The sequence below is a fragment of the Prevotella pallens genome (assembly GCF_900454935.1).
In the GTDB taxonomy this organism is placed as follows: domain Bacteria; phylum Bacteroidota; class Bacteroidia; order Bacteroidales; family Bacteroidaceae; genus Prevotella; species Prevotella pallens.
Window position 1 is genome coordinate 161,483 of the sequence record NZ_UGTP01000003.1, and the last position, 23,165, is coordinate 184,647.

The following is a 23,165-nucleotide window of genomic DNA, read 5'->3' on the forward strand; positions in this document are numbered from 1 at the left end:
GAACCGCATACCTGATAATATACGACAAATAGTGGTTGAACTTTCTTTAGAACATCCAGAGCTCACCCCCAGGGAATTGTCAGTTCTTTTATTGGAAGAGAGTCAGATATTTGTTTCAGAGTCAAGCTTTTATCGTATATTACACGAAAGAGGTCTATTAGAACGTATGGAGCATGATTTTATCTTTGCAGCTGATGAATTCCATCATAAGACTAAATTCGCCAATGAGATGTGGCAGACCGATTTTACCTATTTCAAAGTCAAGGGTTGGGACTGGTATTATCTCTCTACTGTAATTGATGACTACAGCAGGTATATTATCCACTGGGAGTTATGTTCGAGTATGACTTCTGATGATGTATCTAGAACAATAGATAAAGCAATTGAGAAGGCAGGAGTTACATTCCAGAATCCTCCTTGTCTGTTATCAGATAATGGACCATATTATATTGCTTCCTCTCTCAAACAGTATCTCTGTAAGGAATATAATATCAAGCATATCCATGGCAAACCCTTGCATCCGCAGACGCAGGGAAAGATAGAACAATATCACAGATCGATGAAAAATGTGATTAAGCTAAATCATTATTTTTGTCCCTCTGAATTGGAGAATGCTATCGATGGGTGGGTGAAATATTATAATGAGAGAAGGTTTCATGAATCGTTGGATAATCTTACACCCAGAGACGTATATCTAGGACAAGGGGAGAAAATAAAGAAAATACGAGAAACGATAAAGCAAAATTCAATCAAAAAAAGAATTTTTGATAATAAAACAATGAAATATCAGAGTAAATAACTACATTTGCAGTTGTGCACTTTTGTTTGACAACGTACAATCTGAACTCGAATCCGAATCATTCGATTCGTTCCCACATATACTGTTTGAATACTCTCTCATACGCTATTCTCCTATATAATGAATGTCTCCAGAATAAATATCTGGATGATTATTATAAAATGGCCATTTTTCCTCCTTTAAATGCTGTGGGGTTATTCGAAAAACATGAATCTTTGTTTTGGTTAACGGATACTTTTTACCACTCACCAACAAATAAATAGTAAACCAATTGTTATATTTGCTAACCTCAATGACCAACTTTCCCGAAGCTCCCTTAGCTTTGAAAGCCTCTGCATATCCCTTTATGATTTCATCTTCATCAAAATAGAACTTTCCATTATAAATTGTTGTACCTACCTTCCAGCCAGCCTGTATCTCTCTTACGCGAGGCAATAATGAAGGCATCGGCTTATTATCTCTATGCCAAAATTCTCCCGTAAGGAACCGGTAAAGGTAATCAGTAAAAGCTGCTTTTTCGTCTTCAAACTTAAATTCTATTTCATAGTTGAATTTTGTCTTGTAGGTATCCCACAAACCATCTGACAAACCATTTCGTTTGAAATTCTCTTCCGCCCATGTGTAATCCCCAAGTCGCCCTTCACAAAACGCATCAAGTGTTCTGTAGTATCGAAACCCATCTTCGTCAAAATCCTGCAATGGCACATTTACTTCCCTGCCAACAAGAGTGTCACAGACCAATTCGCGTCGACCTATACCATCTACATAAAGCCACACATGCCCTTTGGGAAGCATATTGATCACAAAACCTGTAAATGCCCAATACCTCTTAGCTGGCCAATCATAATATTTTGTACGGAACTTTTGGCGTATCTTATCTTGTAGCTCTAATGAGAATTTAACATTAAGCCGATAAAACTTCTTTTCTAAATACGAAAGCCACACAATATCAACACTACTGGGGGCATCCATTCCTCCGTTAGAGTCACTGCCCATATCTACCGTACCATCCGCTTCGCCCAAACCTGAACCAGTAAATCTCTCCATCACACCAACATATCCACCAGAGTTTCCTACGCCTACTCTTGCATAATGCACCTCCATGGGATAATTTCTTGAAGATGCAACGAGTGCTTCCCAACAAAAAGCTGTATCCATACCTTTATTATCTTCCTTTTTTGTTTTGTTTCCTAATCCGCAACATGCCGTGCTTATACACATAGCAAAGCTAACCATTATAACTATTAGTATATATTTCATAAAACTTTATTTATTCCTTTGTAATATCAACCTTAGTATTACTCTTTATATACAAACGATCTTGGGCACCAAATAGTCGTAATTCCTTTCGTTTCGAATGTAGCGTTCTCCATAATATTCCCCTTAATAGAACCTCCTACATTCAGGATTGTATCTTTGTCTATATGACTGATATGATCGCCCGCAATGTACGTATGGTTGTCTTTCCCTACATTCTGCATAGCATTTCCATTTACCGAAACTGATGAATCTTTTTCAATGCTAACAGACGATTGCTCACCAACCTGCATCGTAAAATTCTTACCCACATTTACATTCATATTCTCTGATGCATTGATGTTGACATTCTTTGTATTGACATTTACTTCTTCGGCAGAAGATATGGTGATGGTGCCATTTAGTTCGTCAACAAAGATTTTGTTGGCACGAGTTGTCTGTAGGAGGATGGTGTGGGCAGTATCGTCAAAGGTGACGGTTGAACCGCTTCGGGTGGTAAGGCTTTTCTTGTGATTGGCAGCAAAGCCTCCGCTACCTGTCACTCCGTTAAACAAGCTACCCATAACGTATGGTCTTGTACGTTGTCAAACAAAAGTGCACAACTGCAAATGTAGTTATTTACTCTGATATTTCATTGTTTTATTATCAAAAATTCTTTTTTTGATTGAATTTTGCTTTATCGTTTCTCGTATTTTCTTTATTTTCTCCCCTTGTCCTAGATATACGTCTCTGGGTGTAAGATTATCCAACGATTCATGAAACCTTCTCTCATTATAATATTTCACCCACCCATCGATAGCATTTTCCAATTCAGAGGGACAAAAATAATGATTTAGCTTAATCACATTTTTCATCGATCTGTGATATCGTTCTATCTTTCCCTGCGTCTGCGGATGCAAGGGTTTGCCATGGATATGCTTGATATTATATTCCTTACAGAGATACTGTTTGAGAGAGGAAGCAATATAACATGGTCCATTATCTGATAACAGACAAGGAGGATTCTGGAATGTAACTCTTGCCTTCTCAATTGCTTTATCTATTGTTCTGGATACATCATCAGAAGTCATACTCGAACATAACTCCCAATGGATAATATACCTGCTGTAGTCATCAATTACAGTAGAGAGATAATACCAGCCCCAACCCTTGACTTTGAAATAGGTAAAATCGGTCTGCCACATCTCATTGGCGAATTTAGTCTTATGATGGAATTCATCAGCAGCAAAGATAAAATCATGCTCCATACGTTCCAATAGACCTCTTTCGTGTAATATACGATAAAAGCTTGACCCTGAAACAAATATCTGACTCTCTTCCAATAAAAGAACTGACAATTCCCTGGGGGTGAGTTCTGGATGTTCTAAAGAAAGTTCAACCACTATTTGTCGTATATTATCAGGTATGCGGTTCCACGTTGTTGGTGCTCTACAATGTGTTGCTCTGAGAGCATTCAACCCTCCTATAGCATATTTCTTATACCAATTATAAAAGGTACGTCTTGGGATTCCTAAACGCTTAAGTGCTTGAACAATATTTTACAACATCATATCTCACTACCAAATCGGCAAGGGCTTCTTTTAAGCGAATGTTTTCCTGACGAAGTTCCTTTACCTCATCGCTTGTTGCTTCACGAATGGTATCACCATCGAGGCGAGCTTTGCCGGCCTCGATAAAATCCTTATTCCATTTGTAGTAAGTGCTATCTGATATACCATATTTAGTCATTCCTTAAAAACTATATTTCAGCATAAAGTTTGTACTGACAAGCTCTATGCTGATTCTTTTTATAAGGTACAAAAGAACTCTCATAGCTCTTTTGAAGTTATATGCTGCCGCAGCTAATAATACATTGATAGCATCTCCTTTGACACCTTTATAAAAGTTGCGAGATAATCTATGGTCTGCTTTAAGATGTCCTATTGTTGGTTCTATACCTGCTCGTTTACAATCTGCCTTAAGAGCTTTCTTACGATTCTTGGGATGATTACGAAAACGTTGGGAACGGTAAATGCCTTTCAGCGTACGCGTATAACTTTGTCGTAGAGGAAGACTCTTGTCATGAACTATCTTCAGAACGTTTTTGATTATCTTTTTATGCAACTTCGCATCTGTAGGATAGGTTATATTCTTCTCCTGAACGGTAGAATCAATGAAAGCCGTATCAAAATGATCTTCGTTATCATGGTCGGTATTAACGCGGATACTTTCTGCTAATATTAATTCCATACCTTTTTCACCTATACGATTTCTGAAGTGAACTAACTCGGAAGCGTCACAGGGTTGTTTTGGCATAAATTCAAGTCCACCACAGAAGTATTGATAGTAAGCATTCTCACTCCATTGAGAAACCATCATTTCATCTGACACATTACGCAAATGTTTTAAAATTAAAAGACCACACATCAAGTGAATTGGATGAGCTGGGCGACCATTATTGCTGCAATACAAAGGAGAGAAAGCATTTTCAAAACGTTCCCAATTAATCTTATTACTAAGTTGGAAGAGGGGATGTTCATGGCTAAGCATGTCCTCTAAAGAAGAGAACATAGAGAGCTGTTTAGATGTACGTTTAAGCATAAATATCTGCAAGATTTATAATGTAAAGGAATAAAAACTTGCAGATATTTGCAAATAATTTATAGCATAATATACTATGAATCAGAGGAATATTAGGTTTATAAGGGAGGACTATTTAAATTGCAACCTACAAAAAAATGTTTTATCTCTTCAAAAGATAAAACATTTTTTCTATGATACACCACGAGCGACGGCTTTCCAATTAGTTCTGTTCGCCTTTTCAATTGGTTTCGTTCAGCTTCTCCACCTATTCTGTTCACCTCTTCCATCAGTTCTGCAATACTTTTAAAACACTTTTCTTTTAAAAATAAGCTACCAAATCATTTCATTTCAATTCCCATATTCTTCATTCTATTCAAAAGAATGGTACTGATGTAATTTCCTTTATTCCTACTAATACAAGCAGTTGCAAAGGTCATTGGGGAAACATATGTCACACCTCTATAGGTTTCATCAGTTAGAACAGGCATACTATAATATACATTTTTCTTGTTTTCTAAGTCAATAAACCATTTGCCACCAATATATTTTTTGAAAGTTTGTCCAATATAAATGGTTAGATGGTCTAACAATTCTTTTTGCGCTATTAAATCGTTATGGTCATTAAAATTATCAAGAATCCATCTTTCTAAATCATCTAACGACTTCTTACTATAATCTAATACTAAACCATGTTCCTTGGCATAAGTTCCAGTGAAGTATTCCATCTTATCAGAGATAAAGAATATCCACTCTTGAAAGTTTTCTTGCGTATATCTCATAAATATATAATTATTTACCTTTGACAAAGGTAAACAAAAAGATTCATAACTCTGACAAGATTAACGAATGTTAAGTTACGATCTGCAACAACATATTTTATAAAATCTAAACCATGCTAATTCAAAACCCGTTTTAGGACTGACCCCCTATTATGTATACAAAAAAAGCTTATAAGCGGGTTGCTTATAAGCTTTCTTTGTAGTCGGTACGAGAATCGAACTCGTATGCCAAGATTGAGAATCTTGTATCCTAACCGTTAGATGAACCGACCTTCTTATTGTCGATTTGTCCCCGTAGGGTTGCGGAAGGAGGGGGATTCGAACCCCCGGTACGGTAACCCGCACGTCAGTTTAGCAAACTGGTGGTTTCAGCCACTCACCCATCCTTCCAGTCAGGGCTCTGTTTAAGAGTTGCCAAGCATTCTTTCAAATGCGGTGCAAAGGTACTATTTATTTTCTGTCCGCACAAATTTTCTGGTAGGTTTTTTCATAGAATAAGGCTATTTTGCGCTATTTATGAACACAACTGTGGCTTTGTTTCATAATATTTGCCGTCTATGGTTTTTAAAACAATAGTCCACTTGTGTGCTTGCTATATTTTTTGTGTAACTTTTATTTTACTTTTTTACCTCTATAATATGTATCGAACGAGTCTTCTGCATAGCCATCTTCCAATACTTTAAAGGTGTTAGAGAATACGCCTTCCATTTTTCGTCCCATATAATATACATCGTAGGCATCTTTGCCATATCCCCAACCCAGATCTTTAAAGGTTCGTGGAGAATCGCTAATTTTTTTTCCACGAAACAGCACTGCATTCGATGTTATGCGATAGCGGTAGTAATCGTCGTTGTCGTATATATCGTCGTCTGTTGGATAGTCTCCTGGATAGGGCTGAGCTATTTTAAGGCTGAATGTCATAGGATCTACATACGGCAATATGCGCCCTAAGTAGTATACGTTGTATCGGTCTTTGGCATAACCAAAGCCTAAATCTACAAACGAACGATAGTCGGCATCTACTATAGGTTGTCTTTGATAGTACACACCGTTACGATTATACGAATAAAGTTTGGTATTTTTTTGTGTGGTTTGTGCGCTTATTGCAATTGTAAACGCCACAAAAAGCAATATAACACAGCTGCGTAGGTTGTTTAAACTTGTCTGTCTCATAGATTTTTCCTTTCTTGTTTTATACCCGTAGGTGATTTTTTACTATGTGCAAAGATAGTAGTAAAATATGAAATGGTTATCGGGAAAATCCTAAATAGTTGTAGGGAAACCAGACAAATATGTTGCGAAGTACGATTTTATAATGTTCTTTATATTTCTTTTGGTGTGTTTTGGTGTAACACATTTTGTGTGAGAACGTAAAAAATCGTACCACTTGTTTTGTTACATTCTCACTTTGTGCTGACACTTTGTTAGCATACTGCACATAATATATTGGCTTTATGCTTTGCAAAATGTTTGTATGTGGCGTTAAACAGTTGCAATATTGCCTTTTTAAAGTTTAGAATGTGTAGCCAAAACCAACGTTCAGATATATGGGATACATATTGAAACTGATGGTTTTAAAGTTGCTTTCAAATATATTATTCATAGCCCATGTAAGGTCGGCGTTCAGTGTAAAGTGGTTGAAAGCCTGCCAAGAGCCTCCTATTTGTGCACCCCAATGGAAATGATTAAGGTGCGATGAGAAGTCGTATGGGGCTGTTTTTCCATTCTCGTATATTAGTTTTTCGCCCACTGGCGACCCCTCTCGTAGATAGCCATTGCTAACTTCTCCGTTAAATTCGCCATCTAATCGGAACGAAGCAAACAGTCCGGCGCGCACTTTCCACTTATTTCCAATGCGATAGTTGCCCATTACGGGAATGGAAAGGAAGGTGCTGTTGTAGCGAGTTTTTACATAGCCTGTCCAAAATCCAGATACTCGTTCGCCATTGTTCACTATCTCCATACTGTAGCCCTTTGTAGTGGCGCCCGTTATCATTCCCTTTTGTTCGAATTTCAGTCCTGCCGAAATTCCCCATTTATGGTCTTCGCCTATCCATTTTGTGGCTACACCTTCTATAGAGGCATTCAATCGTGGGCTATAACTGTTTATTTTTCTTATTTCGCGTGGCATGGAAAGTGGCGATGCTCCACCTATATTCACGCCAGCCCGCACTTCAAATTCCCAGTCGGAGTTTTTTTCTTGTTGTGCCCATGTGGTTATGGCAACACATAGAAGTAGGGTAGCTGCTGCCATTCTTGCGATTATATTTGTTGTTTTCATTTTCTTCTTTTTGCTATATAGGTTTATTTGTAGTAGAGTTCCATTTCGTCTACATAGAGAGTGCTGCCTATTGCACCGTTGAAAATAGCCCCATCTTTGCTCGACGACATAATTATTGCTAAATTGTATTTGCCTTCTGCCAACTTCTTTGCATCTATTTTTCGTCCATCTACAGGCTTAAAGTCTATGGCAAAATGTGTCCACACATCGGTTTCTTTACGATTATCAAGTTCAGCTTTCAGCACAATGTTTTCGTTCGACAACGAATTTGTGCCATCTAAATAGGGCACTTGTGGTGTAACTTCGTAAAGCACAGCATAAATAGCGAAGTCGTCGTGCTTTCCTTCTACCACTTTACTAAACTTATCGGTATATGTTTCTCCAGCCTTATACTTGTAGTAGCCAGCCAACCGAGTAGGCATTTTGCGGAAAGGAAGTCCGAAGCGTGTCGATTTTGCGGGGTTTGTAATGTCTATTTGGAATGAGCCAGTAAACAAGTTTCCTGCTGCAATAGGCGCATTCATCATTTTACCAAAGCTTCCTGTGCTTACTGTTTGCAGCTTAGCACACTTACCAACAACGCCGCCATCAGCTTGACTGGTAGGGTATTCCTCTGCTTTAGCATCTTGATTGACTATTAAGAAGCCAGCATTTCCACTGCCCCAATCCATTGTATCTTTTGGTGCTAATAGCTCGTAGAATATGTGGAAGAAGTTACTTTCCACCTCGTCGTCCCACGACCGTTTGGCTTTATGCCATCTAATGTTCTCAAAATGATATTCGGTAGCCACATCGTTGCTAACGAAAGATACCTTATATTGTTTTTTCCATTGCCCATCTTCAGATGTAACAGTGTAGGTTTGAGGCGTTAAGAAGTTGCGAACGGTTCCGCTTGCCGGTTCAATGGTTGCTCCTGGAGTAAGTTCGAACTGTGGCGCCAGTTGTGTAAGGTCGCTACCACCATTTACAAAGAACTTCACTTCGTTGTTTGTAATTAGCGGTTTGCGTATCAATAGTTCATCGTTGCTTACCTTTGCAGCAACAATATCAGCCTCTTGATTCAGTGCTTCGTTTTTTATGCACGATGCAAACGTTAGTACAAACAATAGAAATAGTGCTGTGTGCAAAACTGTTTTTATACTTCTCATAATTTCATTGAGTGTTATTTTTGGTTGCAAAGGTATAGAAAAATATTTATAGAAATAGTATCTTACATCATTTTATTGTGTGTATTGTGGCTTCTTTGCGTTTTTTTGTGTGTACAAAAGTATTTTTGCAAGACCACTGTTCGGCATACAAACCTATTTTGTTACACCTTATTATATATATAATAGCATAATGTGTTGTGAGAAATACTACGAATTTTACCCTTTCTTTTGCATAATGCTTGATGGTATATGTAGTTTGTACGTTTCCAAAAACACTGTTTTGGAGTATAAAAAAAGGATATTGCTTTTTGCAAATAAGACGACAAATATCTTACTTTACTCCTTTTGTTTTGTTTTAATTTATGAATTTTGCTCTGTTTTAGCTGCTTTTATACCTTAATTTGTTTCCTTTTATACTTTGTTTTTTGCGAAAACGTTTAGATTTTTTGCCTATATTATAAGCCTATAAAAGTATATAAGTAATTGATAAATAATAAGATATAATTTAGATGTTATTTATATTGATTTAGATTTATGTTTGCAACATATCGCATCAACGATTATATTGACTATCTTTGCATCAGATTTAACAAAAGTATGCCGTGAGGCAGTGAAATGAAATAGCGTTAATTTAAGGTGGAAAATAGTGTTTCAGGAAACAATGATTAGAGACTTGCAGAGTAGCTGCAGGAATGAACACTCTCAATCAAAACGTAACTAAACGTAAGGTGTACCAAGGGCGAGATGCTCTAACGGTACACTTTTTTTATGTAAAACTTGCACTTCTCAATATTTATACATACCTTTGTGTGTCCGAATTACGGTAATTACATAATGATACGACAAGACCTCCAAAAAAACAAAGCCACGTTTTTATGTTGGTGTTTATTATTTTTCTTTGCATTGTTGCATAGTTCTGCAACAATGGCAGCTACCGAATACGATGAATTAGACAATCTTATTCAACATAGTAAGGCTATAACTGCTAAAAAGGTAGCGCGAATAAACGATATACGGCAGCGCCTTTCTACTCCACATCTTACCGATAGGCAACGCTACGAAATATGTATGCAGCTCTACAATGAGTATGAAGCCTTTCGGTTCGACTCTGCTTTGGTTTACGCCAACCGTACTATTTTGTATGCAAAACGTATGCGGAATGATAAGTATTTGGCAGAAGCACAACTCAAAAAGGTGCATGTGCATACACTGGCAGCCTTTTTTGTGGAGTCGCGCGACTTGTTAGATAGTATAAAAGTATCTACTTTAGACGCTCAACTTACTCAAGCATTTAACGACGAATGGTATTTGCTAATGTCGTTGTTGGCAGAATACACAGCAGGAACACAGTTGCACGCTTCGTATGAGGGCAGAGTAGAATATTATAGGCGACTTATTTTGGCTAGTCCGTATAAAGATACGTATGCGTATGTGCGTGCAGAAATGACCGAACTAAGCGAAAGAGGACATACAGAAAAGGCTATCGGCATATTAGAAAACTATCTGAAACGATGGAGAAGAACCAACCACGAATATGCTATGGTATGTTTCGATTTGGCAGAACTCTATGGTAAGCTTGGAAATTCTACCAAACGGCTATATTATTTGGTGCAAAGTGCAATTAGCGATGTTTATTCGTCGTCGAAAGAAAATAACTCTTTGCGCCTTTTAGCAGACGAATTGTTCGATCAAGGCGACGTAGAGCGAGCTTATAACTATATGAATGTTTCTATAGAAGATGCTAATTTCTATGGAACACGCCTGCGAAACATTCAGAATGCCCATATCTTGCCACGCATTTTTTCGGCTTACATAGTGCAACAACGCACCCAACGTATGCACATTTTTGGTCTTTTGGTTGCCGTTAGTGTAGTTGCCATTGCATTGATTGTGGCTGTTTTCTTTATCTGGAGATATCTTCGCCGTTACAGAAAGACACATGTGCAAATGGTTTTAATGAATAAGCAGTTGAATAATGCCGTAGACGACTTGAGCAAAGTGAATGCTCAACTTTGCGAAGCCAATAATATTAGAGAAGAATATATAACTCGTTTCTTAGAATTAGCGTCGAATTTGATAGACCAAGCCGAAGAGAAACGCCGAATTTACAACCGTTTGGCGCGCGAAAAGCGTATGGACGAACTCTATACAGAGCTGAAAAACAATTCGTTTACACAGGTTGCTACGAGCGAATACTATATAAATTTCGATACAGCTTTCTTAAATATATATCCTAATTTCGTAGCTGGTGTAAACCAATTGCTACGCAACGATGCACGGATAGAGCCAAAAGGCGATGAGCGTTTAACCACCGAACTACGTATTCTTGCCCTTATTCGATTAGGAATTACCGACAATGCACGTATCTCGTCTATTCTTCGTGCCAGTCTTACCACTGTTTATACTTATCGGTCGAAGCTCAAAGCTCGTGCCATCAACCACAGTTCGTTTGAGGACGATGTGAAAAAGATAGGGTAAAAATGGTGCCTTTGGGTATTGTTGTGTGGCTATAAGCAATAGTTTTCTCACAGTTTAACGGTTCTTCTTATAGCTCATTACTGCCCATGTGCCCATAAACAGTCCAATTAAAGCAAGGGCTAACACTTGGTGTGCAATGCTATTGAAGTTGCCACCACGTATAAACACTGTGCGCATAGCATCAATAAAGTAGCTTACAGGATTTATATATGTGGTGATATAAACTACTGATGGCATAGAGCGAGATGGGGTGAAGAGCCCCGAAAGTTGTATGAGTATAACCACGAAGAACCACATTATGAGCATAGATTGCTGCATATTGTCTGAATAATTGGATATTATTAGTCCGAAAGACGAAAAGAAAAGCGCCAACAAAAGCGACAGTAGATATATTAGAGCTATGTTTCCTACAGGCGTAATGCCATATACCACCCATGCCAGAAGTAGGCAAATGGTAACAACAAACATAGCTATTGCCCAATAAGGAATAAGTTTTGCCAGAATAAACACCCACTTATTAACCGGCGTAACATTTATTTGTTCGATGGTGCCAGCCTCTTTTTCGCTCACAATGTTTAGTGCTGGTAGATATCCCGTCATAAGCATCATAATGATAGCGAATAGGGCAGGTATCATAAAAAGCTTAAAATTTAAATGCTTATTGTACAGATATAGCGTATTGGTTGCCGACATTATGCTTGCAGTAGATGGCATTGTATGGGCTGAAACTATTTGCGAAAGATAAGCAGAACCTATAGAACCCTTTGTTCCATTCACAGCATTAGCCGCAATTAGCACCTGTGGCAGCTTTCCAAGAGCAAGGTCGCGACTGTAGTATTGGGGTATAACCACCACTATATCTGTGGTTGATTGCTCTATATTGCTAAGTGCCGCCGAGTAGTTTGGCTGCTGTCCGTGAAATATAAAATATCTGTTGGCTTCTATTTCGTGTACCAATTGTTGCGACTTTGTGGTACGGTCGTTGTCCACAACATCTACAATTACGTTCTTAACCTCCTGATTCATTACCCACGGCATCACACACATTACCATTATTGGAAACGTTATTAAGAGGCGAGGAATAAACGAATTGCGCCTAATTTGGATAATTTCTTTTTGTAAAAGATACTTTAGTGTCATACACATCAGTCTAAACGTTTATTGAATCTGGCTAACGAGAGCGACAAAAGCACTACCAACATACCCACAAGAATTGCTATTTCGTGATACACCTCCTTTATACTCACCCCCATAATCATTAGTTTTCGCATAGCACTGGTATAGTATCGGGTAGGTATTATGGCAGATACATATTGTAAAATTCGTGGCATCGACTCTATGGGGAATATCATTCCAGAGAGCAATAGAATAGGCATAAGCAACACCATAGCCGATAAAAGTAGTGCCTCAAGTTGTGTTTCAGCAATGTTAGAAACCAGCAAACCAAATGCAAGAGCCAGAAGAATGTAGATGGTGGAGATAAGAAATATGCCGAAAAGCGACCCCTGCATTGGAACATCTAGCACGAAAGCCGACATAAGTAGTATGATTATAAGAATAATAAAAGCCAGCACTAAGTAGGGTATAACCTTTGCAACTATAATCATTATTGGTTGAATGGGCGACACAAGCAATACTTCCATTGTTCCTTTTTCTCTTTCGCGGACAATAGAAATAGATGTCATCATTGCGCAAATTAGCATTAACAATATTCCTATAGTGGCTGGAACAAAGTTGTAAGCCGACCTCATTTGTGGGTTATACAGTAGTTTTGTGTTTATCACGCTCCCCTTTGTGTTGGTTATAACTATCCTTGCGTAGTTTGTCCAAAGCTGTGCCATGTTTGGATCTGCGCCGTCTACAATAAACTGAATTTGCTGTTTGGTTCTGCCAAAGTGTTCTGGAAACACCATCGCCAGGTCTGCTTTCTGGTCTCTTATAAGCTGTTTTGCCTCGTCGGAAGTACTCACCACCTTTACAAGTTTAAAGTATTCGGACACAGCTAAACGGTCTGCCACTTTTTGTGTGGCATTGTTTGCATAGCTCATAACCACTATAGTGCGCACATTTCTTACGTCAGTGGTAATGGCGAAACCAAACAAAAGCATCAAAACAATGGGCATACCAAACAGAATTAGCATGGTGCGCTTATCGCGTAGAATGTGTTTTGTTTCTTTGGTAACAAACGAAATAAACTGCTTCATTGTGTGTTATGCTTTTTGTTTTCTTATGTTATATATTATAATAAGGTGTACCCCATTGTTTGTCTACATATATATTCTATAGCGTTTTCGTTATATCCTAATCGGAACTGCGTGTTGCTTGTCGTGCCAAATAGGTGAATACTTGGTTCATATCGGACTGATTAAAGTTGCGTTTCAGTTCGTTTGGAGTTCCTAAAGCCTTAATTTTACCATCTACCATTATAGAGATGCGGTCGCAATATTCGGCTTCGTCCATATAGTGAGTGGTAACAAACACTGTTATTCCCCGTGCTGCAGCCTCGTAAATAAGTTCCCAAAACTGGCGGCGAGTGGCAGGATCGACACCTCCCGTTGGCTCATCTAAGAACACAACACTAGGATTATGGAAGATGCTAACCGAAAAAGCCAACTTCTGTTTCCACCCTAATGGAAGGTCAGACACCAAACTATTGCGATGCTTATCGAAGTTTAGGCGTTGCAAAAGCTCGTTGGTTTTCTGGCGAATATCCTTTTTATGCATACCATAGATACCAGCAAAAAGACGTATATTCTCGGCAACAGTAAGGTCTTCGTATAGCGAAAACCTCTGACTCATATACCCAATGTGTTGCTTTATCTGTTCGTATTCGGTACGAATGTCATATCCTGCCACCATGCCAGTGCCACTTGTGGGTTGGTTTAGTCCTGTTAGTATGTGCATAGCAGTAGTTTTTCCTGCTCCGTTAGCCCCTAAAAAACCAAATATTTCTCCTTTTTTTACGGTGAACGATATATCGTCTACTGCACGAAAACTGCCAAAAGCCTTCACCAAATGTTCCACTTCTATAACGTTTTCGGTTTGTTTTGCTGTTGCGTAACAATGTTTATGTTCTATGCGAGGAGGGTTAAAAACAGCCTCAAACTGTGTAAGCACTTCGGTAGGAGTGCCCATTCCCTTTATAATACCTTCGGAAAGAAACGCCACACGTTCACACCTTTGCACTTCATCGAGGTATGGTGTAGATGCAATGATCGTAATTTTGCGTTCTTTCATTTGTGCTAGAATGTCCCAAAATTCCCTTCTGCTCACAGGATCAACGCCAGTTGTAGGTTCGTCAAGAAATAGTATTTGTGGTTTATGAATTAAGGCACAACATAGCGCAAGTTTTTGTTTCATACCACCAGAGAGTGCTCCTGCTTGTCGTTTTCTAAAGCGTTCAATCTGCGAATAGATATTTTTAATAGCATCGTAGTTCTCTTCTACGGTTGTATTAAATAAGGTAGCAAAAAAGTTTAAGTTCTCTTCTACCGTTAAATCTTGGTAGAGTGAGAACCTGCCGGGCATATATCCCAATAGTTTTCTCACCTCTTTCATTTGGCTAACAACATTGTATCCTGCAACTGTTGCCGTACCTTCGCTGGGCAGAAGTAGCGAACACAGTATGCGATGCATAGACGTTTTGCCTGAACCATCTGGTCCAATCAGTCCGAAAACTTCGCCTTCTGCCACCGAAAAACTAACATTTTGCAATGCCTCTACCTTGCCGTAGCGTTTCGATATGTTGTTTACTTCAATGGCATTCATAGTTTGTTGCATTTTTGTTTGGCACTATTCCTGTTTTTGTTTAGCATTTTTGCTATATTTAAAACTTTATTTCGCCGTACATTCCTATCTTTGCGTAGCCATCGTTTAGGAACTTTACCTTTATAGGATACACCAAATCGGCTCGTTCATCATCGGTTACAATGGTTTTAGGAGTAAATTCTGATTGGCTCGAAATCCATGTAACAACTCCCGAATACTTCTTTTTCTCACCTTTTCCATAGTCTGCTAACACCGTAACATGCTGACCTATTCTAACGTTTTTCAGCTGTTTAGAGGTTATATAAGCCCGAATGTACATATTCTTAGTGTTGGCAATTTTAAACAAAGGTTTACCTACCGATACAAATTCGCCCTGTTCTACATACTTCTCGAGCACAGTTCCAGTAAGTGGAACCCTCACAAAGGTGTGTGCAATTTGGTTGTCTATCTGTGCTTGTTGGCTGCGAACGCCTGCTTGTTGTGCCGTTACGCCTGCTTGTTGAGAGCTTATTCCCTCTATCTGAGCGGCTATTCCTTTGTTTTGTTCTGCCAATGCTGCGTTCTGACTTGCTATTTGTTCTTCGGTTGCAACCAGCTGTTTGCGTAGCACTTCTATCTGATAGTCAATGTCGTCTACCTGTTTTCGTGGCACAGCACCATCTCTAAGGAGTTCTGAAAAGCGTTGTTTCTCGTGCAGTTGGTTGGCTATTTGTTGTTGAATGGTAGCCACTTGCTTTTTTAAATCCAGCTGTTTTCTTGCCATAGCCAGTTTGTTTGCAGCCAGTTGTCGCTTGTTTGCATCGAGCTGACTATGGGTAGCGTTAAGTTGTTGCGTGTTTGTTGCCAACTGTTGTCGCTTTAAAACCAACTGCTGGCTATCTATTTGCCCCACTGTAACCCCACTGTTTAGCAAATCTCCCTCGTTAATGTTGAGGCTAATAAGCTGTCCTGACGATTCGGCAGATATAGTAACCTCTGTTGCTTCGAACGTTCCTGTTGCATCGTAGTCCTTTTCTTGCTTTCCGCACGCTGCTATTATAAGTGTTGTAAGTGCCAAGAATATAGTCTTTTTCATATCTGTTGTGTGGTTATTTATTGGTTGTTGGTATATTTTAGGTTATACATTTCTTTCAGCATATCTATCTCGTGAATAGCCCATTGCACCTTTGCTGCATTCTCGTTGTTTATTTCTCGCAACAAGCTATTTACGTCTATTATGCCGTGAAGTAGCTTCGATTCGGCTGCTTTTCTTACATTTGTGCGCAGTGCAATTATTTCTTTGTCGGTCTGCATCATTGTTTTAAAGCGGTTTATGTTGCTATTTTGCCGAATTTGTTCCATACTATTGTTAAATAAAAACACCTTACGTTCATTCTCTATTAGTTCGCGTTGCAACCTTAAACGTGCCTTATCGTTCTTGCGTGTGTAGAGAGCGCCCACGTTCCACGATAGTTTTACACCCACAATGCCGTTAAGTCGCCATTTGTGTTCTATCATATCGTTAAACATATTCATACCCGGATAGCCATAATAGCCTTGTGCAAATAGAGCCAAAGTGGGGTGTAGACGTGTGTTTAATGCCTTTTCTTGTGCTTCGGATAGTTTTAACTTACTGTTGAAAAGCTGTAATTCGGGTCTGTTGTTGGTTAATGTGTCTGTCGAAACTGGCGTTGGTTTTTGCACGTTTTCCACTTTTATGCCACAAAAAGTGGTTAGAATGTGTTGCAACATTTGTTGTTCGGCTTTTAAACTTGTGTATTGTTGTTCTGCACTAAGCCGTTCTGCCTTAACGTTGTCAAGGTCGCTTGTGGCAGCAGTTCCACTTTTTACCATAGCAGCAAGTTTGTTTTCGCTCGCTAAGAGTAGGCTTTTTACATTGTTGTTCAGCTTTATTTGTTCGTTTAGAAGTAGCAATGCAAAGTACATTTCATTAACACGGTGGTGCACTTGGTATAGTTTTGTTTGGTTTTCAGCCTCTTGTACCTTTGCTTCTTGCCGTGCAATGGCTTGTTTACTGGCTATTGTTCCACCGTCGTAAAGTGTTTGTTGCAAGTCTATAGCCATTTTATATTGGTCTTTTTTCAGTCCTTTCATGGCTAAACCCATTTGTTGGTAGATGCTTTGTATACGTTCTGGCCATGCCACAACATTGCTTTGATAGGTGGCTTGAGCCGAGACGGCTATTTTAGGTAGCCATTCTTTCTGTATGTTACTGACAGTTAGCTCGGTGGTTTGTGCTATTAAACCATATTGTTTAATAAGCGGATAGTTCTTTTCAGCCGCCTTTTGGCACTCTTCTAACGTTTGTGCTGTGGTGGTAGAGGCTAATATTAGCAATATTGCAACTATGAATTTGGTTCTCATTTATGTTTGTTTATGCTTATGTTTTGTTGTTTAAGCTAATGTAAATGTGGCTTTATGGTGCAAAGGTAGTGCATATTTCCAATGGCAAGCAACCCTAAACTGCAATGTTGTGCGGTGCTTATGTGGGTGGAGTTGAGCCACTTTTGTGTGCCACTTCGGTGCTATTGGTTACTACTTTGAATAGCGAGCGCACATTTAAACATTGTTTTTCTCTGTCTTCTTCTATAATATATTTACCCATTGGCGCCATATTTAATAGCACGTCTTGGGTGTATTCTTTTGTTTTAGGCTTACTTTTATAGCTGTCTAACACCTTTACAGCCAGTTTTATCTGGTGTTTGCCCGGTGCAATAAGGCATTTGTTCATAGCCCAATATATAAGTCCTTTACCATAGGGAATGCCATCTATTTCTAAAATAACTATTCTGTGTACCTCTCTAACAAACCATTCTTCTTTGAACAACAGTGTTGCATAGCCCCTATTAGCGTTTATCCAGCGTTGTGTTTTCACTATATATCTAACAATGGCAATGTTTCCTGCAATGAAAGAAACTATAAGAACAAAGGGCAATGTGTATATGCCTATTTTAAAAGAACTATTTGCACAGTATGCCGAAACGAGCGATGCGCCAATAAGAACACATTCTCCGAAAACAAGAATGTACATTAATTTTTTTCTATTTTCCTGATGTCTAAACTTCGAACGCAGGAAAAATAAGCCTACAATAGCATAGAAAAAACAAATGAAAAATAGCCAAGAAACATAATCTACAGTTGTTATGGGCGAGAAAAGAGGTATGTTTAAAATGGTGTTTATCATACTTTTTGTTTTTGGTCTACCACTTCTTTATATATAGAATGTAAGGTAAGATGCTCGTTTGGTATATCTTCTTCAACGCAATATATGTTTCCTGGTTGGAAATCAGCCTCTATATATTGTTTAAGAAGTTGAACTCTGTTGTTGTATCTTTTAGGAAGACGCTTTTCTAACTTAAACTTAATGCGATGTGTTCCAGCTGTTATTAAACATTTCTTTCCTATCCAACAAACGGTGTCTAAGGCATATTCATCTTCGTCTACCGACACAATCATAGGTATATTAGGTACAAGAAAACTACCTCCAACCTTGAAAGTTAGTGTTGCATAGTTAGGATTTTTACGTAACCATTGCCGTTTCCGCTGTATGGTTTTTATCAAAACAATGTTCATAACCAGTATAAAGCCAACAATACAAATGGGACCTATGAACGAAAATATATTATTAAATAGGGTTACAGTTGCAAAAGAAACCATCATAGCCAGTGCGTAAAGCTGAGTGAAACCAGTAATTTTGTTATGGCTAATATATAGCTTTTCTTGATGAAGCAACTGCGGACGTATGCTGAATGCCATAATTATGCCCATTACAAGCCCATATACAGCCGCTGCAAAGGTTATTATTGTTAATGTAGTATTCATAGTTTTATTCTTTTTTCACTCTCTTTCTTTCTGTTTAAATGCAATTTTTTTTGTTTGCAAAAGTTGTGTTTGACAGTTGAGTTAAACCAAACAGCAAGAGCAACTGGTGTGGTTTAACATCGGCAGATGCCATCTGTTACAACTCTGTTTGCAAACTTACACAAAATATCCGAATATCTACGCATCTTTATAAGGGTATTTTTTGTAAAACCATAGAAAAACTTTTTTGTTCTGGTTTCATCAATATTATTTACACCTATATATATAGTTGCATTGCAAAACAAGTAAGCCGTAGAATAAAGGTACACGAAACCAACGCACAAGCCCCTACATCTGCCAACGGCTTTGCAGCTGCAAAAGGTGGCAATGGCTATCTATAAACAAACAGAAAACGGTGGTCTTTCTGCCTGATACTATGGCTTTTAGCCTACTATATATACATATATAAAACAGCCTACCCAGTGTTTGAAAAACAAAAACCCCCTTTTTGCATTGCAAAAGTATGGTTTTTGCACGCCAAAAGTATGGTTTTTGCAATGCAAAAAGGGGGTTTTTGTAATACAGGGTGTTTTCTATTTAAAATGTATCGTGTATATTGTGGGCAACAGAAAATGGTTTTATGGGTAAAATAAAGTAAGACTGCTTATAAATAAAAAATAGGCTAGCCTCACAGCCAACCTATATTTCTTTTCTAAATAATCTGTAAATTTTATTGTTAATAAATTCATATTAATCTCCCGATCCATACTAAATTCTTCTTATAATGCATTCATTAAATACTTAAATAGTTAGCAAATGCATATAATAACAATATAAATTTAGTTCCTAATAACTAAAAACCTAAATCTACCAAAACGCTAGATGGTAGTGTTATTAACTATTAAATAACCACTTCTTTCTGCCATCGCGGCTTTTATTTGTGGTATTTGGAGAAATGCCATATAGGCATTTTAATAAAAATCAATTTGCTTAGTAAAAGCATATTTCTGTGCAAATATATCTATTTTAGTTTAAAACGCCAAATAAAACGCCTATGTTTTTGTTTTTTGTTTTGCTTTTTCCAAAAATCTAAATACACCTATAAGTGTTATCAAAACAGCTTAGCTTTGGCTTCTTAGTCTATTTATGCTATTTCTAACATTACTTTCGTAAAGTTATAAATATATTTTCACACATGAAACAAACTCAATAGAAAGGTGAAAATATATTATAAATTGGCAAAAATAGCCATAAACACCCTGTTTGTAATTATTTTAGTTAAATAAAATCAAAGGAGTAAAACCAAATAAATACTTTTTTATAATTTAGCAAACGTAAAACAAAAAGACAAATGCACCAATGACACAAAGTAGATCCACCGCACCAGCAACGTTTTTGCTACGCCAATGCAAGTTTAAAAACATTTTTTCTGCAGTTAGAGAGGACTGTCTTCTGTTCACACTCTGTCTTTTGCTTGCTACTTCAGTAGTAGCATCGTGCAGTAATAGTCCACGAATAGTCACCAATGAACGTGGCAACACACAAATAAAAACAACGAAAATGACAACAAAAACATTCACTCGTCCCGACGACGAAACACTACGTCGCCAGCTCACCCCCGAGCAATATGCCGTTACACAACACGCTGCAACAGAACAACCATATACCAACCAGTACGACAAAGAGTTTCGTCCAGGCATCTATGTAGATGTTACTACGGGCGAACCGCTATTCTCTTCTGCCGACAAATACGACTCTGGGTGTGGCTGGCCTGCCTTTTCTAAACCCATAGACAAGCGTCTTTTGGTAGAAAAAGCCGATAATTCGCATGGTATGCAACGTACCGAAGTGAGAAGTTTAACGGGAAATGCTCATCTTGGACACGTGTTTAACGATGGTCCAACCGCACAAGGCGGGCAGCGTTATTGTATAAACAGTGCATCGTTGCGCTTTATTCCGCTTGCCGAAATGGAGAAAGAAGGCTACGGAGAGTACACCAAATGGGTGCGCAAAGAGAAAGAAATATACGTTGCTGGCGGCTGTTTCTGGGGCACAGAACACTATATTAAGCAAATAAAAGGAGTGCTATGGACAGAAGTGGGCTATGCTAACGGACACACAAATCACCCAACTTACGAGCAAGTGTGTACCGATGGCACTGGTTTTGCCGAAGCTGTGCATATTAAATACGACCCTACGGTGGTGTCGTTAGCATTTCTTGTAAAGCTATACTTTGCTTCTATAGACCCCACAAGTTACAATAGGCAAGGCAACGATCGTGGTTCGCAATACAGAACAGGCGTGTATTACACCGACCCAACCGACCTTCCTATTATTAGAAAGGTGTTCGATGCCGAAGAACGCAAATACTCTGTGCCGCTCGAAGTAGAACTATTACCACTGAAAAACTTCTATTCGGCAGAAGATTACCACCAAGATTATCTCGACAAAAACCCTACGGGATATTGCCATTTGCCCTCTTCACTGTTCGAATATGCAAGGAAAGCAAAAGAAAAGTAGGGATTAGCTTTCTTGTGGGCATAAGCTTTTGTAGGGTTCCTAGTATTCCTAGGAACCCTAGGAGTACTAGAAAACCTAGAGTTCCTAGGGGTACTAGAAACCTAGGAGTATTAGAAAACCTAGAGCTCCTAGGGGAACTATAAACCCTAGGAGTACTAGAAAAACTAGCATTCCTACTATCCCTACAAGCTCCAAGGGGCGTTGCGCTACCGCTGCGCCAACCTTTCTTGTAGCCTTTTTACTTCCGCTTGCAACCTCTTAACTTCTTCTTTCAGCTGTATATTCTCTGTCTGTAGCCTTTTTAACAGCTCGTCTTGTTCCTTTCTGTAGCCTGTACGGGCAGCGTGCATGCGTTCTTTGATGCCGCCTTGCTCTACAAACTGCTTCTCCAAACGGGCAAGATAGTTGCACATCATCTTATCTGTGATGTGGCAAAGTGTGAGCAACGTGTTGCAAAACTCCTCTGCCGTCCACCTGTTGGCATACGAAAGATAATCTTCTGCCTTGTTATGACGCTTGCAAAAGCCAAGCATTGCATCGTAACGATGGTGTTTCGATGTCCAGCAAGCAAGACCGCGCGTGTGTAAAAAGTCGTTGTAGTCTTCGCGTAACTCCTGCAATGAGCTGCGCGAAACATTGAGAAGCTTAAGCTCCATCTCCGTCGATGTGTTGCCATCTTCTATTCCTTCCACGATATTTTGCTTACCCGAACGGGCTGCCTGTACCATTTGGTCTACTGTGCGGTCGCCATATTTGGGCAGAAAACGCTGACAAAAAATGTAAGTCAGCCGGTATATGGCATCTGCCTTTTGGTAGAAAAACAGTTCAGTGTAAGGGACGTTCTGCCGCAAAATGCCTTCCTTCGAAGGTTGTGTCTCATCTTTTTGTCTGTTCATAGTACTTGTAACATGTGTTCTGCAAAGGTAGTTATTAAAGTTTGTACGGCGAAACTGTATGTCAAAAGTTTGGCAATAGCTGTTCAGAATAGGAATTTTCTTAGTATCTTTGTGGCGTTCGAGTCATCGAAATAACATAAACCTATTATACAAAATGAAACATTTCGTAGCACTGTCGGTACTTACACTGACAACAACAACAATGGTTGCACAAAACATTAATTACCCTAAAGCACCAAAAGATGGTACAGTAGACACCTACTTTGGTGTGAAAATACCCGACCCCTTCCGTCCTTTGGAAGCCGATAGAAGTAAAGAAACAGCCGAATGGGTGGCTGCTGAGAATAAAGTAACCAACGAATACTTGGCTAAAATACCATTCCGAGCAAAGCTTTTGCAACGTTTAAAGGAGGTGGCAGACTATGAAAAGGTGAGCGCTCCATTCGAAAACAACGGCAAATGGTATGTGTTTAAGAACAACGGACTACAGAATCAGAGTGTTCTTTACCAGATGAACGAACTGGGAGGAACACTCCATGAGTTTCTCGATCCCAACAAATTAAGTACCGATGGTACCGTTGCTTTGCAAGATATAAGCTTCTCTAAAGATGGAAAACACATGGCTTACGTAATCTCGCGCAGTGGTAGCGACTGGCAAGAAATATACGTTAAGGACGTAGCAACGGGCAAATTGCTACCCGACCACATAGAATGGGCTAAGTTCGGAGGTGCAAAATGGTGTGGAAATGGCTTCTATTACAGTGCCTACGATGCACCTGAAAAGGGCAAAGAGTATAGCTCAAAGAACGAAATACACAAGATTTACTACCACAAAATAGGCACGCCACAAAGTCAAGATGTGTTGTTTTACCAAAA

General features: G+C 38.8%; 20 protein-coding genes, 2 tRNA genes and 1 pseudogene. 4 read left to right on the plus strand and 19 right to left on the minus strand.

The genetic code is table 11. The features are described from left to right. Nucleotides 1-31: 31 nt before the first annotated feature. Nucleotides 32-799, plus strand: a complete 768-nt coding sequence (locus tag DX009_RS11320; protein WP_245944643.1) for a DDE-type integrase/transposase/recombinase — start codon at nucleotides 32-34, stop codon at nucleotides 797-799. A gap of 105 nt (nucleotides 800-904) precedes the next feature. On the opposite strand, the gene DX009_RS11325 is transcribed toward DX009_RS11320, so the two are convergent. From DX009_RS11325 to DX009_RS11375, 11 genes are all read right to left on the minus strand, one after another. Continuing rightward, on the minus strand, nucleotides 905-2,059 hold the full coding sequence (locus DX009_RS11325; RefSeq protein ID WP_115084154.1) for a DUF2931 family protein: 1,155 nt from the start codon (nucleotides 2,057-2,059) through the stop codon (nucleotides 905-907). 38 nt (nucleotides 2,060-2,097) lie between these two features. Then, on the minus strand, nucleotides 2,098-2,619 hold the full coding sequence (locus DX009_RS11330; protein ID WP_245944644.1) for a bacteriophage T4 gp5 trimerisation domain-containing protein: 522 nt from the start codon (nucleotides 2,617-2,619) through the stop codon (nucleotides 2,098-2,100). 51 nt (nucleotides 2,620-2,670) lie between these two features. Next, nucleotides 2,671-3,591: an IS3 family transposase gene (locus DX009_RS11335; RefSeq protein ID WP_181792368.1), complete on the minus strand. Its 921-nt coding sequence runs from the start codon at nucleotides 3,589-3,591 to the stop codon at nucleotides 2,671-2,673. After that, on the minus strand, nucleotides 3,575-3,784 hold the full coding sequence (locus tag DX009_RS11340; protein WP_115084156.1) for a hypothetical protein: 210 nt from the start codon (nucleotides 3,782-3,784) through the stop codon (nucleotides 3,575-3,577). The genes DX009_RS11335 and DX009_RS11340 overlap by 17 nt, the downstream gene beginning before the upstream one ends. Before the next feature lie 3 nt (nucleotides 3,785-3,787). Next, the gene (locus tag DX009_RS11345; RefSeq protein WP_115084157.1) at nucleotides 3,788-4,636 is read right to left on the minus strand and encodes a transposase; all 849 of its coding nucleotides are present in this window, start codon (nucleotides 4,634-4,636) and stop codon (nucleotides 3,788-3,790) included. A 320-nt stretch (nucleotides 4,637-4,956) separates the two neighbouring features. Further along, nucleotides 4,957-5,397 (minus strand): hypothetical protein, encoded by a 441-nt coding sequence (locus DX009_RS11350; RefSeq protein ID WP_115084158.1) that lies wholly within the window; start codon nucleotides 5,395-5,397, stop codon nucleotides 4,957-4,959. A gap of 200 nt (nucleotides 5,398-5,597) precedes the next feature. Then, nucleotides 5,598-5,669 (minus strand) — tRNA-Glu (locus tag DX009_RS11355). 31 nt (nucleotides 5,670-5,700) lie between these two features. Then, nucleotides 5,701-5,787 (minus strand) — tRNA-Ser (locus DX009_RS11360). Between the two features lie 222 nt (nucleotides 5,788-6,009). Continuing rightward, on the minus strand, nucleotides 6,010-6,570 hold the full coding sequence (locus DX009_RS11365) for a DKNYY domain-containing protein (protein WP_115084159.1): 561 nt from the start codon (nucleotides 6,568-6,570) through the stop codon (nucleotides 6,010-6,012). Nucleotides 6,571-6,910: 340 nt separating this feature from the next. Continuing rightward, complete coding sequence (locus DX009_RS11370) at nucleotides 6,911-7,678, minus strand: porin family protein (RefSeq protein ID WP_115084160.1); 768 nt, start codon at nucleotides 7,676-7,678, stop codon at nucleotides 6,911-6,913. Between the two features lie 23 nt (nucleotides 7,679-7,701). Beyond that, a complete protein-coding gene (locus DX009_RS11375) occupies nucleotides 7,702-8,826 on the minus strand; it encodes a PCMD domain-containing protein (RefSeq protein WP_006045906.1) in 1,125 nt (374 codons plus the stop codon). A 924-nt stretch (nucleotides 8,827-9,750) separates the two neighbouring features. Here DX009_RS11375 and DX009_RS11380 point away from each other — a divergent pair. Continuing rightward, on the plus strand, nucleotides 9,751-11,304 hold the full coding sequence (locus DX009_RS11380; protein WP_245944645.1) for a DUF6377 domain-containing protein: 1,554 nt from the start codon (nucleotides 9,751-9,753) through the stop codon (nucleotides 11,302-11,304). 54 nt (nucleotides 11,305-11,358) lie between these two features. On the opposite strand, the gene DX009_RS11385 is transcribed toward DX009_RS11380, so the two are convergent. The 7 genes from DX009_RS11385 to DX009_RS11415 form a co-directional block, all read right to left on the minus strand. Next, a complete protein-coding gene (locus DX009_RS11385; protein WP_115084177.1) occupies nucleotides 11,359-12,444 on the minus strand; it encodes an ABC transporter permease in 1,086 nt (361 codons plus the stop codon). A 5-nt stretch (nucleotides 12,445-12,449) separates the two neighbouring features. Beyond that, nucleotides 12,450-13,508 carry an ABC transporter permease gene (locus tag DX009_RS11390; RefSeq protein ID WP_115084162.1) on the minus strand — a complete coding sequence of 353 codons (1,059 nt, stop codon included), beginning with the start codon at nucleotides 13,506-13,508 and terminating at the stop codon, nucleotides 12,450-12,452. A gap of 97 nt (nucleotides 13,509-13,605) precedes the next feature. Continuing rightward, the gene (locus DX009_RS11395; protein ID WP_115084178.1) at nucleotides 13,606-15,072 is read right to left on the minus strand and encodes an ATP-binding cassette domain-containing protein; all 1,467 of its coding nucleotides are present in this window, start codon (nucleotides 15,070-15,072) and stop codon (nucleotides 13,606-13,608) included. Nucleotides 15,073-15,130: 58 nt separating this feature from the next. Further along, nucleotides 15,131-16,147, minus strand: a complete 1,017-nt coding sequence (locus tag DX009_RS11400; protein ID WP_006045912.1) for an HlyD family secretion protein — start codon at nucleotides 16,145-16,147, stop codon at nucleotides 15,131-15,133. 17 nt (nucleotides 16,148-16,164) lie between these two features. Beyond that, nucleotides 16,165-17,436 (minus strand): TolC family protein, encoded by a 1,272-nt coding sequence (locus tag DX009_RS11405; protein ID WP_115084163.1) that lies wholly within the window; start codon nucleotides 17,434-17,436, stop codon nucleotides 16,165-16,167. Nucleotides 17,437-17,554: 118 nt separating this feature from the next. After that, a complete protein-coding gene (locus DX009_RS11410) occupies nucleotides 17,555-18,256 on the minus strand; it encodes a hypothetical protein (RefSeq protein WP_115084164.1) in 702 nt (233 codons plus the stop codon). After that, nucleotides 18,253-18,894, minus strand: a complete 642-nt coding sequence (locus DX009_RS11415; protein ID WP_006045915.1) for a hypothetical protein — start codon at nucleotides 18,892-18,894, stop codon at nucleotides 18,253-18,255. Before DX009_RS11415 ends, DX009_RS11410 begins: the two co-directional genes overlap by 4 nt. Nucleotides 18,895-20,433: 1,539 nt before the next feature. Between DX009_RS11415 and DX009_RS11425 the strand changes: the two genes are divergently transcribed. Next, nucleotides 20,434-21,393, plus strand: a complete 960-nt coding sequence (locus tag DX009_RS11425) for a bifunctional methionine sulfoxide reductase B/A protein (protein WP_410525574.1) — start codon at nucleotides 20,434-20,436, stop codon at nucleotides 21,391-21,393. A gap of 206 nt (nucleotides 21,394-21,599) precedes the next feature. On the opposite strand, the gene DX009_RS11430 is transcribed toward DX009_RS11425, so the two are convergent. Continuing rightward, nucleotides 21,600-22,289: a four helix bundle suffix domain-containing protein gene (locus DX009_RS11430; protein WP_115084167.1), complete on the minus strand. Its 690-nt coding sequence runs from the start codon at nucleotides 22,287-22,289 to the stop codon at nucleotides 21,600-21,602. Between the two features lie 154 nt (nucleotides 22,290-22,443). On the opposite strand from DX009_RS11430, the pseudogene DX009_RS11435 reads away from it, so the two are divergent. After that, nucleotides 22,444-23,165, plus strand: a pseudogene (locus tag DX009_RS11435) (prolyl oligopeptidase family serine peptidase); the annotation flags it as partial.